At 38.1% G+C, this 14398-nt stretch carries 7 protein-coding genes; 2 read left to right on the top strand and 5 right to left on the bottom strand.

The window, feature by feature from the left end:
• Nucleotide 1: 1 nt before the first annotated feature.
• Nucleotides 2-517, bottom strand: a complete 516-nt coding sequence (locus JEP40_RS16290; protein ID WP_198624406.1) for a DUF721 domain-containing protein — start codon at nt 515-517, stop codon at nt 2-4.
• 45 nt (nt 518-562) lie between these two features.
• Here JEP40_RS16290 and secM point away from each other — a divergent pair, with 45 nt between their 5' ends.
• On the top strand, nt 563-1090 hold the full coding sequence (gene secM / locus JEP40_RS16285; RefSeq protein ID WP_115350669.1) for a secA translation cis-regulator SecM: 528 nt from the start codon (nt 563-565) through the stop codon (nt 1088-1090).
• A gap of 99 nt (nt 1091-1189) precedes the next feature.
• On the top strand, nt 1190-3898 hold the full coding sequence (secA, locus tag JEP40_RS16280; protein ID WP_198624405.1) for a preprotein translocase subunit SecA: 2709 nt from the start codon (nt 1190-1192) through the stop codon (nt 3896-3898).
• Nucleotides 3899-3994: 96 nt separating this feature from the next.
• On the opposite strand, the gene cueR is transcribed toward secA, so the two are convergent.
• The 4 genes from cueR to JEP40_RS16260 form a co-directional block, all read right to left on the bottom strand.
• The gene (gene cueR, locus JEP40_RS16275) at nt 3995-4444 is read right to left on the bottom strand and encodes a Cu(I)-responsive transcriptional regulator (RefSeq protein WP_198624404.1); all 450 of its coding nucleotides are present in this window, start codon (nt 4442-4444) and stop codon (nt 3995-3997) included.
• Nucleotides 4445-4553: 109 nt separating this feature from the next.
• Nucleotides 4554-7043: a heavy metal translocating P-type ATPase gene (locus tag JEP40_RS16270; protein WP_198624403.1), complete on the bottom strand. Its 2490-nt coding sequence runs from the start codon at nt 7041-7043 to the stop codon at nt 4554-4556.
• Between the two features lie 274 nt (nt 7044-7317).
• Nucleotides 7318-12051, bottom strand: a complete 4734-nt coding sequence (gene hpmA / locus JEP40_RS16265; protein WP_198624402.1) for a calcium-independent hemolysin HpmA — start codon at nt 12049-12051, stop codon at nt 7318-7320.
• A gap of 33 nt (nt 12052-12084) precedes the next feature.
• Nucleotides 12085-13770, bottom strand: a complete 1686-nt coding sequence (locus tag JEP40_RS16260) for a ShlB/FhaC/HecB family hemolysin secretion/activation protein (RefSeq protein ID WP_198624401.1) — start codon at nt 13768-13770, stop codon at nt 12085-12087.
• Nucleotides 13771-14398 lie beyond the last annotated feature (628 nt).

Genomic DNA, 14398 nt, shown 5'->3' with positions numbered 1-14398 from the left:
ATTAGCGTTCATCTTTGGTTGCACTTGTACTCTCTCCGGCAAGTGCAGCCAACCGTTCTAATTTCTCTCTTAACTTCTTCGGACTTTTCTGCGCTAAATACTTTAATGATTGAGCACTTTCTAAGCTCAAATGACGCCTCTTTATAGGTTCTTGTTCTTTTAATGATGATATTAAAGATCTTTTTTCCGGTTTTATCCCTAAAGTCGGATTAATTTTGATGTCTATTGAGGATAAGGATGGTAAAATTTCTTGTCTTAATGCAGAAAGTAATGATGGAGTTTCATAACGTAATCGTGTTAACCAACTTGCGTTTGCTACTTCAATAATTAAAATAGCACTGCGATAATTTGCGACACGGCATTTATCTTGTAATGGAACAGGTAAAAGAGCCATGACGGCGCGATTTAATTTTAGTAAAATTGTTGCACGCTGTTGTATGAGTTGTAATGTGTTCTTATTGGAACCTTCAAGTTCAATGAAGATTTTTTCCAATGATTGTGGGTAACTATCCCGCATAGATTTTGACTCCACAAAATAAAAATTAATGAGCAACAAAGGTTAATGAGTATTATAAGTTTTTGGCGACAGTTTGGCAGGCGATATTTTTGGTCGCATCTGCTTTTAGGGATGGTAGCAGCAGGTATTGGAATACCTTCGCTGTTGTCTGCTCATGCCGAAAATCCACAGCAAACAGATACACCGTCCTCTCAAAATCGTCAAAGTCAGGCACTCATTGCGTTTGATAACCTATTCTTACGTCAAAGTGTACAGAATCCTGCCTCATCCTTCACCTTTAATTACTGGCAACAACATGCAGTAAAAAATGTTATTAAACAGCTTTCTTTTGCATTCACCATTAATTCTCCTGAATTGATGGTCAAAGCCAAAGATGAGCCGTCTCCTGTTTCCAATGTTGCAGAGGTCATGCTTGATACTCTGTATGCGTTACTAACGGACACATCATCAACAGCATTAACCCATTTACCACTTTCTGGCTATGCTTTAGCACAGAACACTACTTCTTATCATACCGGATTATGGCTTGCACAAATCCGTGGGATCCGCGCTGGACCTTATCTAACTGCTTAATTGAGTCACTTAATCTAATAAGATTATGATTATCTCTGTTAATACATAAAACAGAGGCTTTTTTCGGCGTTTTCACGCCATAAATGAGAATAAAGATTTATGTTAGGTAAAATTGTAACCAAAATTTTTGGTAGTCGTAATGATCGTTCAATTCGTCGTATGCGCAAAGTAGTCGTTGAAATTAATAAACTTGAGCCAGAATTTGAAAAACTGACTGATGATGAATTAAAAGCAAAAACAGACGAGTTTCGTGAGCGCTTAAAGAAGGGCGAAAAAGAAGAAGATATTTTACCTGAAGCGTTTGCAACTGTTCGTGAAGCAAGTAAACGTGTTTTTGGTATGCGCCATTTCGATGTGCAATTAATCGGTGGTATGGTGCTAAATGAACGTTGTATTGCTGAGATGCGTACAGGTGAAGGTAAAACATTAACTGCGACATTACCAGCGTATTTAAATGCGTTATCAGGTAAAGGGGTTCACGTTGTTACCGTCAATGACTACTTGGCACAACGTGACGCCGAAAATAACCGTCCTTTATTTGAATTCTTAGGATTAAGCGTTGGCATCAACCTACCGAATATGGCACCACCAGTAAAACGTGAAGCCTATAACGCTGATATCACCTATGGTACTAACAACGAATTCGGTTTCGATTATCTGCGCGATAATATGGCATTTAGCCCACAAGAGCGTGTTCAACGTAAATTACACTATGCATTAGTGGATGAGGTTGACTCAATCTTAATCGATGAAGCGCGTACACCTCTGATTATTTCTGGTCCAGCAGAAGACAGTTCTGAGCTTTATATCCAAATGAACAAAGTGATCCCTCATTTGGTTTCTCAAGAAAAAGAAGATTCAGATACTTTCCAAGGCGAAGGTGATTACTCTGTTGATGAAAAAACGCGTCAAGTGAATATCACAGAACGTGGTTTGGTTAAAATTGAAGGATTATTAGCAGATGCGGGCATGATGAAAGAAGGCGAGTCTTTATACTCACCAGCTAATATTATGTTAATGCATCATGTGACAGCAGCATTGCGTGCTCACGCACTGTTTACCAAAGATGTTGACTACATTGTTAAAGATGGCGAAGTTATCATTGTTGACGAACATACTGGTCGTACAATGCAAGGTCGTCGTTGGTCTGATGGTTTACACCAAGCTGTTGAAGCAAAAGAAGGTGTGAAGATCCAAAATGAGAACCAAACATTAGCGTCAATCACATTCCAGAACTATTTCCGTTTATACGAAAAATTAGCAGGGATGACGGGTACTGCGGATACTGAAGCGTTTGAGTTTAATTCTATCTATCGCTTAGAAACGATTGTTATCCCAACTAACCGCCCAATGGTACGTAAAGATCTACCTGACTTAGTTTATATGAATGAACAAGGTAAATTTGCTGCCATTATCGAAGATATTCGTGAGCGTACCAAGAATGGACAACCTGTACTTGTTGGTACTATCTCAATTGAAAAGTCAGAAGAAATCTCTAATGCGTTAACGAAGGCGAATGTTCACCATAACGTGCTGAATGCGAAATTCCACGCAATGGAAGCGGATATTATTGCTAACGCAGGTTTACCTTCAGCGGTAACTATTGCAACTAACATGGCGGGTCGTGGTACTGATATCGTGTTAGGGGGTAGCTGGCAAACAGAAGTAGCTAAACTTGAAGAGCCAACTGAAGAGCAAATTGAAGAAATCAAAGCAAAATGGAAAGAGCGCCATGACGCAGTATTAGCATCAGGTGGTTTACATATCATTGGTACTGAACGTCACGAATCTCGTCGTATTGATAACCAGTTACGTGGTCGTGCGGGTCGTCAAGGTGATGAAGGTTCTTCTCGTTTCTATTTATCTATGGAAGACTCCTTAATGCGTATTTTTGCTTCAGATAAAGTATCTGGCATGATGCGTAAATTAGGTATGAATGAAACCGAAGCGATTGAGCACCCTTGGGTAACTAAAGCAATTGCAAATGCGCAACGTAAAGTAGAAAACCGCAACTTTGATATTCGTAAACAATTGCTTGAATATGATGATGTAGCTAATGACCAACGTCGTGCAATCTATACTCAACGTAACGAATTACTGGATGTGGCAGACGTAAGCGAAACTATCGACAGTATCCGTCAAGATGTCTTCACTACAATGATTGACAACTATATTCCACCTCAATCACTGGAAGAGATGTGGGATATCGAAGGTTTAACGGCATGTCTACAAAAAGACTTTGATTTAAATTTACCAATCAAAGAATGGTTAGATAAAGAGCCTGAGTTACACGAAGAAACATTACGTGAACGTATTTTAGAAAAATCTATTGAAGTCTATAAAGCGAAAGAAGAAATCGTTAGTGCTGAAATGATGCGTAACTTTGAAAAAGGCGTAATGCTACAAACGCTAGATTCACTGTGGAAAGAGCATTTAGCAGCAATGGATTATTTGCGTCAGGGTATCCACTTACGTGGTTATGCACAAAAAGATCCAAAACAAGAGTACAAACGTGAATCGTTCGCGATGTTTGCTAGTATGCTGGAATCACTAAAATATGAAGTGATTAGCACATTAAGCAAAGTCCAAGTTCGTCTACCAGAAGAAGTTGAAGAGTTAGAACGTCGCCGTCGTGAAGAAGCCGAACGTTTAGCAAAACAACAGCAGTTAAGTCATGAAGTGACAAAAGAATCTCAAATGTCAGCGGTTGATGGTCAAGTGGCTGCAGGTAAAAAAGTGGGTCGTAATGAGCCATGCCCTTGTGGATCAGGTAAGAAATTTAAGCATTGTCATGGTCAATTAGGTTAATTAACGAATTGATGATAATAGCTATTTAGTCGAACTTTTAATAAGAAAACCCCACTTAGTAATAAGCGGGGTTTTTTTATAATGAATAAAAATAAATTAGATCGAAGAACGAAGGCGAGAGAGAGGGCTTTTGGTTATGCTCTTTTCAGGAGCCACTTTGGGCGCTGCTAATCCTGCAATAATCGGGCAATCTGGATTATTGTCACCTTGGCAATCTTTTGCTAAATGTTCTAGTGTTTGTGTCATCTGCTGAAGTTCGGCTATTTTACGATTAAGCTCTTCAATATGCGAAATGGCTATGGACTTCACATCTGCACTAGCTCGCTCTCTGTTGTTCCATAAAACTAATAACGTTGATATTTGTTCGGTTGAAAAACCAAGTGCCCGTGAATGGCGAATAAAACGAAAGCAAGCCACATCAGCTTCACTGTAATCTCGATAACCCGCATCAGTACGAATAGCTTTAGGAATTAAACCAATTTGCTCATAATAACGGATCATTTTGCTGGAAATACCGGACTTTTTCGCTGCTTGACCAATATTCATCATATTTTCCTTATTAGATAATGAAGCGTGCTTTTATAAGTATAGGATAGTCGCTTTATATTATTGAGCCAGACTCATATTGAGTCCGGCCATAAAGGTAATCTATCTATTAATGATTTCTTATTGGTGCTTGAAAGCTTTTCAGTCTTAGCGCGTTACCTAATACAAATACACTGGAAAGAGCCATAGCACCAGCCGCAATAATCGGTGAAAGTAGCATGCCATTAATAGGGTAAAGCATGCCTGCTGCTACTGGGATTAATAATGCATTATAGGCAAATGCCCAGAATAAATTCTGTTTGATATTACGAATAGTTGCTTGGCTTAAGGCGATGGCATCAACCACGCCGCGTAAATCACCAGACATTAGCACCACATCTGCAGCTTCAATGGCAACATCGGTTCCTGTGCCAATCGCCAATCCAACATCAGCTTGTGCTAGAGCAGGAGCATCATTGATACCATCACCAACAAAAGCGACTTTGGCACCTTTAAGACTAAATTGTTTTAATGCTTCTACTTTTCCATCAGGGAGCACTTCAGCAGCTATCTCATCAATACCTAACTGTTTTGCAATCGCTTTTGCTGTTGCTTTATTATCGCCCGTGATCATTGCTACTCTAAGGCCTAGGTTATGTAAGGCTTTAATTGCTTCTGGCGTTGTCTCTTTGATTGGATCGGCAACGGCAATAATTGCAGCAAGGCGCCCGTCAATCGCTGTATACAGTGGGCTTTTACCTTGTTCACCTAATTTTTGGGCTGATGAAATAAAGTGACTGACATCTAACCCAAGTTGTTTCATAAAGCGATCAGCCCCTACAGATACAGTTCTTCCTCCCACTTTTGCACTGACACCAAAGCCGGGTACTGCTTCGAAGTTTTCAACTATTTCGAGTATTAACTCAGCTTCTTTAGCTGCATTTACAATCGCTTCTGCTATCGGATGTTCGGAGTATGTTTCAATTGCTGCGACCAGGCTTAAGACTTCGTTATATTCAAAACCTTCTGCTGGAATTAGATCTGTCAACTCAGGTTTGCCTTTAGTTAATGTGCCTGTTTTATCAAGTGCGACAACATTGACATCACGTAAGGCTTGTAAGGCTTCACCTTTACGGAAAAGAATACCTAGTTCTGCCGCACGACCTGTACCAACCATAATGGAGGTGGGGGTTGCTAAACCCATCGCACATGGACAGGCAATGATTAATACAGCAACGCCATTAATTAGTGCGAAAGTTAATGCAGGCTCTGGGCCAAAAGCTAACCAAATAAAGAATGTAATTGTGGCAACTAACATCACTGCAGGCACAAACCACATAGTGACTTTATCAACAAGTGCTTGAATAGGAAGTTTAGAACCTTGTGCTTCTTCCACTAAGCGGATGATTTGTGCCAAAACAGTATTTGAGCCAACTTTGGTTACTTTAAAACTAAAAGCACCTGTTTTATTAATCGTGCCACCAACAACGTCAGAGCCCATTTCTTTCGATACAGGAATGGGCTCACCGGTTATCATGCTTTCATCAACGTAAGAATTACCCTCAACAATTTCACCATCAACGGGTATTTTTTCTCCGGGGCGAACAAAAACGATATCTCCCATTACAACCTGATCGAGTGGAATCTCTAAGGTTTCATTGTTACGAGATACACGCGCTGTTTTTGCTTGTAGGCCTACTAAGCGTTTAATTGCTTGGGAAGTATTTCCCTTTGCTTTAGCCTCAAGTGTACGACCTAATAAGATTAAGGTCACAATGACTACGGCAGCTTCAAAATAGATATTTGCTGTACCAGCGGGTAAAACTTGAGGAATGAAGGTTGATACCACTGAATATCCGTAAGCGGCAACTGTACCGACAGATACCAATGAATTCATATCTGGAGCGCCACGCAATAATGCAGGTATTCCTTTTTGGAAAAAACGTAATCCGGGGCCAAACATAACAATGGTGGCAAGGATAAATTGAATATACCAATTTAATTGTTGCCCAAGTGTTTGTGTCACCCAACCATGTACACCAGGAATAAAATGCGATCCCATTTCAATGACAAAAACGGGTAGAGTGAATATTGTGGCAATAAGTAATGCACGACGTAATGAGCGCTCTTCTTTTTGGCGACGCTCCTCACTGATGTCGCGAATATTAGCTCGATTATCTGATAAACGACGTGGTTTATATCCAGCATGTACAACAGCGACTTCTAAATCAGCGATAGATACGACACCTGATAAATGACGTACACGAGCACGCTCTGTGGCAAGATTAACGGTGGCTTCTAATACACCAGGAACTTCTGCTAATGCTTTTTCAACACGGCCAACACAAGAAGCGCAAGTCATTTCTTCAATAGCTAATTCGGTAATTTCCTCTGATACTTTATAACCAGAATGTTCAATGGCAGTAACGGCAATGATAGGATTTGGCGTGTGAGCAAATGTAATATCAGCACGTTCAGTGGCTAAATTCACAACGGCATCTTGTATTTCAGGTACCGCTTTTAATGCTCGTTCAACACGGCCAACACATGAAGCACATGTCATGCCTTCCACAGGTAAGCTCAGCCGATTGGCAGAGGATAACGTTGTTTTCGTATTCATTAAAATTCCCCTCCTAAATATGGTATGAAATAAAGCTTAGGCTTTACCATTAGGGGAAGGTCAAGGGTTGTATGTTAATTTGTTTTTTACAGCTTTAGGTGATTTTTTACTTTTAATTCAAAGGATTATTTTTTTAAAGGCTTTTGGAATATTAGAAAATGTAAATTTATGAGGGAAGAGAGGACTAAAATGCGGAGAGATAAAAACCTCGCTTATTATAATAAGCGAGGTTGGCTTACAAAAGAATAGGCATTACTTTTTTATCAGGTATCTATTACTTTTCAGAAATAGATGATTTTGTGTTTACAGTCTCATTAGCTTTAACGGGTGATTTTAATGATAAATCACCCCCTGCAAGTTGTTTCACTAAATCAACGGCTGATGATTTTAGATCAAGATCTGTACCCGCTTCATAATGATGGCCTTCAATATTATTTAATTGAACGTTACTACCGCCTAAATCAACCTGTCCTTGCTCGCTTTTCACTTCTGCACCTGTAAGTTTAGTTGTGCCACTTACATTTAATGAAATGTCATTTTTGCTTGTTAAGGTTGAGGCTTGGGCTACAGCATCATTATCAATATGAGAGACTTTGATATCGGCATTAGCGGTATGACCCTCCGCACCAGTAACGATATTTTTGATACCGTTACCTATTGTGCCAACACCTTTATCAATTTTTGCTTTTGTCTCACCACTGATGCCGGTTTTATCTGCAATAGTGGAAGAAAGAGAATTGTATTTATCAGAAATAACATCTGTTGTAGATTTAATTCCTGAATCAATAGTCTCTTTGATCGTATTTTCTAACAATGATCCACCCGCTTTTGCTGTTTTATCAACTTGGCTAGATTTAGGATCATTGTTGTGGTTGTAACCGACATTTACATCAACATTAACATGACGATCGCTATCTTTTTGGCTGGTCACTGTAAAGTCACCACCAATATTGCCCGTTACATTATCTGCAGAGACATTTGCACCAGAAAGAGCAAGGTTTTTATCACTATTTACAGTTAATGTGCCTGTTTCTACTGAGGCATTTTGGTGAGTAGATTTTTGTTGATCTTCAACGTTTACTAAAACTTTACCACCAATATTATGAATAGAGGTTGCTGGGTTCTCTTCAGTCACTTCTTTTGGCGTGGTATTGGTTTGTTTGCCATTTAAAGAAATATCAGTACCCCAATTGTTTTTGTAATCAGTTGATTGTGCTGATGTCAGCGTAGTATCTCCAGATTGAGACGTTAATTGCGTATCTTTGCTATTAACTTTAGTACCTTGAAGATTAACTGAACTACCATTAATGGTTAAATTACCTTGGTTAGCGATTGTGCCACCTTCACGCGAGACTGTTTTTTCATCTTGCTTACCAATAGCAAATTCAGCGCCACCTAAGCCATTGATAGAAGATGATTTCTCTCCCGTTTTTTGGCCAAATCCTGCTTGTAATCCACCTGATAAATTTTTACCTGTTTCAGTACGTTGAGATTCAGTTGCTTGGAAATCAACTTTATTAGTTGCGGTTAAAGCAACATCGTTTTCACTGGTAACATGTGTACCTTGTAACGTCAGATTGTGGTCTGAATTTAGCTCGATACCTTGTGAGCCATTGACAGATCCCGCTTGTGCCATTGTTTGATCTTTTTGATGATTTTCACCACCGGCTTTAAAACCACCGCCATAATCTTTACTGTCTGGTGTTGTACCTACTTTTAAGTTTGCACTACCATTCACAGTGTGTTGGCTTTCAGTATGGGTATCTGTTGCTTGCGCAAGCGTTAAGTCGCCCTCAGCGTTAATGACAGCTTTACCATTTTCAGCATCAAACTTAGCACCTTCATAATGTGCATCTTCGCGTACATTAATATTGATATTACCTGCTGAGTTAAATTGGCTACTTTCGGCTTTTGTTGTCGTTAAATTAGTGTCAGTGGTTTTACCTTCACCTTTAATTGCTACGGTAATGTCAGTGCCTGTTTTGGTACTGACACCAACTTGACCACCTCCCGTTGTTTCATGGAAGGACTCTTGGTGTTTATTTTGCGCTGCTTCACTAGTATGAGTGTTAGCAGTTAGTGCAACATCACCTTGGGTTGATTGATAATGAGTTCCTTGGTCATGTAAGGTGTTATTGCTGTCAGTATTAATTTTACCGGCAGTAATAGATGTTGAAATAGCTTGGGTATCGTTTTGTGATTTCTGGCTTCCACCACCTTTCACACCAACTTCAACGCCCACGTTAGGTGTTTCTAAGCTACTTAAGTTAGTAAGGTTACTAATGGCATCTTTAAAGGTGATTTTTTTATCAATGCCTTTGTTGCTGTTTGGATTAGTCGCATCAACACCATCTTCAACGGCTTTCTTAATTGGTTTAGTAACACCACTATAATCAAGATTAACACCCACATCGATACCCACATTTAAAGTATCTGTTTTAGATGTTGCACTATCATTGGCGGCAAGGTGATTAATATTTTCACCCGATTCTTTATAAGCACCATCAACTTTGTGTGATGCACCTTGGTGTGTTACATCATTATTTGCAGTGATAGTCAAATCACCCGCAACTTGAGTTTCGCTACCTTTATTTTTGGTGATCTCGGTTGTTGTATGCTGTTTGTCATATTGGAAATCAGCTTTACTACCGATTTTATCAACACCACCGGTATAGCTAAAGCCACCTGAAATAGTTCTATCTGTACTGTCAGTCTCTTTTTTGTTTTCTGTTGAAACAAAGGCAACATTGTCACCAGAAACAGTGGCATTACCTGCTGTTGTTTTTAAATCAGAGCCAGCAAAAGTGACATCTTTATCCGCTTGAACTTTAACACTGCCACCACTGAGAGTAGAGCCGACTTGTTCAGTTTCAGTGCTGTTGTTTTTGTTGGATGTATGAGTGATATGAAAACCTGCGCTATATTGCTTGTCTTCAACTTCTTTAGCATGACCGGTGATCTCTAATGATGTTTTTTCATCATTGATTTTCGTGGTTTGCTGTGCAGATCTAACGTTGATATCACCTAAAGATTCAATGCCTAACTCATCAGCACTTTTAATTAAGCTACCGATGACATTGACATCTTTACCACTGACCACAGTTAATTCTGCATCAGAAACTAATTCGCTACCAGTTGAAAATTGTTGGTTAGTTTCATTCTTGTGGGAGTTTTTAGTAATGTTAAATGCAGTACCTGTACGTTCATCTGTTTTAGTGATGGTTTCACTAATCGCATTATCAATAACGACATCACCTTGGGTTGTTTTAACAAAAGCCCCTTGATTGCCTTTAACTTGGCTACCAGTGATTTTGACACTGTTATCTGCTGCAAGTAACAGTTGGCCATCCGCAGTTAATTGTGTTGAATGGCTGACTTCTTGTTTGTTGTTATTATTCTTATTATTACCGCCACCGATCCCCCCCCAAACAACATGATTGTCGGTTACTGTTTTATCATTGTTGGTATTTTGAACATTAAGATTGATGTTCTCTTTAGCGTTAACAACAACATTCTCATTAGAATGTAATTTTGCACCTTGAGCGGTAACTGAACCTTCAGCATTTAAACCCAGAGTTTTACCTGCGGTCAGTTCACTGGCTTTTAATGTTTCTGTTTGATGGCTATTGCTCCAACTACCTGTCTCTAGACGAGAAGTATGGTTACGTTTATAGCCATTTTCACTGCGATTTTCTTTTTCAATTAAGCCATTGATATTGATATCTTTATTGGCATTAATTGCCAGAGTATTACCCGCATTAATTTTTGCACCTTCAAGTGTTACATCACCTTGAGTTGCTGTTAGTGTGGCACTGTTTTTGGCATCAATATGGCTACCAACTTGTTGCACCAGCTCTTTTTCTTTAGTGACATCATACTGCCAAGAATAGAACCAGCGATTGTCCGTATCAGTCTCTTTTTGTTGTAGTTGCTTGCCATCAACAGTTAAATGAGCGCCTTGTAATAAAATATCATCACCCATTAAATCAGAGGCTTTGATTTGGTTTTTATTATCAGCAATTAATGTGATGTTTTTACCTTTTAACTCTGTTTTTGTTAGAGTTTGGCTTGAACCACTGTTATTAACCGCGATACCACCGCGGTAATTTTGGTAGTTTTCACTGCCATCTTTGTCAAAACTATCGTAACGAACCTGACTATCCGTTTGAATATTATCAGCTTTTACGCTTAATTCATTATCAGAAACGAATTTACCTGTTAACTTAACACCACTTCCTTCTGCGGTATTAATAATACGAATACGACCAGATTGCATGCTTCCGAAGAAATAGCTATCTAATGCAGAAGTTGGTTTTTGTGATGAAAGAATATCAAAACGTTGAGAGAAGGTATTTTGTCCTGTTAATGCTGAAATTTCAGCAGCAGTTATTTTACCTTTACTATCAATACGTGGTGCAATTAAATCTAAAAGGCCTGGAGCATATAAACCGTTTTTACCAATAGAAAGTAAATTGGTATTGTTAAGTGTGCTATATCCTTTTAACTCACCGTTTTCAAACAGTGGATTACCCACGACTAAAGAAGAACGGCTTGTATTGATAAAACCACAACCATCACAAGTGATCCCATTTGGGTTAGACAAAACATATTCCGCAGCAATACCAAAGACTTCTTGCTGACCTAATAAGAATGATGGGTTACGGCTAACAACCTCATTTAAAATTAAAGAAGCAGCTTGCCCATTTAAATTACTGTTGGCATTTAATTGCCCTGCAAGTTGTGATTGCCCAGCTTCTAAAGCATTGTTAAATACTGCCCCAGGTTTGCCTACATTAAAATCTTGATATTGGTTGTGAGAAATACCTTCACTATTTGGTGTAACGATATTAATGACTTGAGTGCCACCATTGACTGATGAAACATTTGGTCCTTGATTGCCCGAATCAGGAACAATACCGCCAGCATATGCATTTAGTGATACGAAAATAATCGCTAAAGATGCAGCAAGCCTACCCGAAGGAGAGAGCTTAAAATTTTTTGAGTTCATAGAGTTTTCTCCGTTTATTGCTATGAATGTGGATCAAAATAAATATGAAAATCTAACTAACACTTGAGTAGGGTCTTTGGTTTTATTGGAATTCGTTTGGTTGTAAAGCAAATGCCCCTTAGCCACTTCGATATCGAATTGTGCTTTTTGATATTGAAGATTTAAGCCAGAACTTAGCCCATAGCCACTACGCCATCCTTCATAGTTGCCATGTTGTTGAACACGACCTGCATCTAGGCCAATTCGAGGGGTGATTGAAAAAGTATTTATTCGATAAGGATAAGAAAGGGTATTACGTAAATACCCTCCGTTATCACCAGAAAGTGTGCTTTGATCAAAACCGCGGATCGCATTTTTATCGGTCAAACTGAGCCATTCAACCCCTGGTAGGGTGTCAGGACTATATTGACCAATGAAAGCGCTATTGAATAAAAATGTAGAATTCGATAGTGAAAAGCGATGTTGCCAATTGGCAAAAAGTTTAACTTTTGTAAAGCGATAGTCATTACCACCACCATTAGCAACATGAGGTGAACCGTCTGCACCAAACCAACCAATGGCTTTTTCTGCGCTTAAATTAACATTCACAACACCGTTGGGAATAATGTGTAAATGGTTGATGCCTAGCTCTATGGTAGTGAGTGCTGGGCTACTTAGATCTAAGCGGATTTGGCTGAAATAGTTACGTATCCGTTTATGTGTTACCTGCATGTTTAAGGTATCTATCTGTTTTTGACTACGATAAAAAGCGTAATCCCCCCTTAAACCCACCTGTGTGGTATTGCCGGATAAATGTACGGTACGTGTTTGTAATGTTTGATGAAATTCGTACTCCGAATAGCTACCAAAAGTACTTAATGTCAATGCACCATAAGGTAAAGAATAGAGTAGAGTGTAAGCACGATTAAAACGTGTATTTGGATTATCTGTGGTGATGCTAGCATTTAAGCTGATAAAATCGGATAGCCCCAAGGGACTGTCTAAGCTTGCATTTGTTCGAGCTAACCAGCGTCCTGAGTTTTTTTGCCCATAGTTATCACTTGAAATATTCAAGTGCCAAGGCGCTTGGCGCTGATTGGTAAGCTGAATAATAGAGCCACCTAATTGCGTACCCGGCAATATATCCAGTTTGACTTTATTAGATTGTAAACGGTTCGCTTGATCAAGTCCCTGATCAAGCTTTGACAGCTTTAGCGGTTCTCCTTCAACATGAGGAAAAAGTAAAGCTGTGTTAACACCTCGGTCACCACCCCGTATTTTTTCAATAAAGCCTTCAATAACATATAACCCAAGCTGTTGTTCTTCATTAGGGCGTAAAAATTGGATCCTAGCTGTGATATAACCATGTTGAAGATAGCGTTGAGTTAACTCTTTGACTAATTGATTAACGTCAGCACTTTTTATACATTGCTCTGGTAGTGGTGTTAATGAATCAAGATCTTTTTCATTAAGTAAAGTAATTCCTTGAATATAAACACCATTAATAGGTAAACAATGTTCTGATTCAGTAATAAGTGTGGGGGTAGGTGAAACCTCTAATGCATTTTGTTGAAGTTGTTGATAGCGATTTTGTTCAATAAGTTGATTTATTTCACGTTGGCTATCTTGTAATGCGCGCCGCGATTCTCCCATCGAGCCTAAATAACCGGCGTCATTTGCTGTTAATCCACTGGTTGAAAATCCACTTAATAGTGTTAATAAAATAACTTTTTTTCTCATTTTACCTCAATATAAAGGTATTAATTCAAATATAAATAATATGGCTTAAATATAATAAGATAATAAATAATGTTTTTATATTATCTTTAATTTGAAAATAATAAACATCAGCCACTCTCAATATGAAAAAAAATTAAAAATCAATGAAATAAAGATAAATTTTTAGCTCTTTTGATATAAAATATCGACATAACTAAAATGACTTATATTGCTGGTAGTATTAATTAAACAAATGATTCAATTAGATGTTATTCATAACATTGATTTTTATGGTTATAATCTATTATGTTATTTTTTTATCTATTTAAGTTAACATCAATTTTTCCGTGTTAATTAATAAAATTTTATTTTTTATTAAGAGAAGGTAAATAATGAGAGGAAGTTCTAGTAAATGAAGAAATTTAAAGTTAATACCTTTTCATTTGTTATTTGTAAGTTTATTAATGTTGTGTTGTGAAATAAAAATTCCATGAATTATTATTTCATTTTAATGAATAAAATAAGGTTTATAAAAGTAAAGATATCGTGTTTTTATTGTTAAATAATTAATCATGATTAAAAGTAAGGTTATTGAGAGTTTATTTCAATATAATGAAAGTGTAATGTAAATACATGTATTACCACTTAA

The sequence above is a fragment of the Proteus vulgaris genome (genome assembly GCF_016239305.1).
GTDB classification, from domain to species: domain Bacteria; phylum Pseudomonadota; class Gammaproteobacteria; order Enterobacterales; family Enterobacteriaceae; genus Proteus; species Proteus vulgaris_C.
The sequence above is the reverse complement of the archived record's forward strand: the minus strand, read 5'-3'. Positions and strand labels throughout refer to the sequence as shown.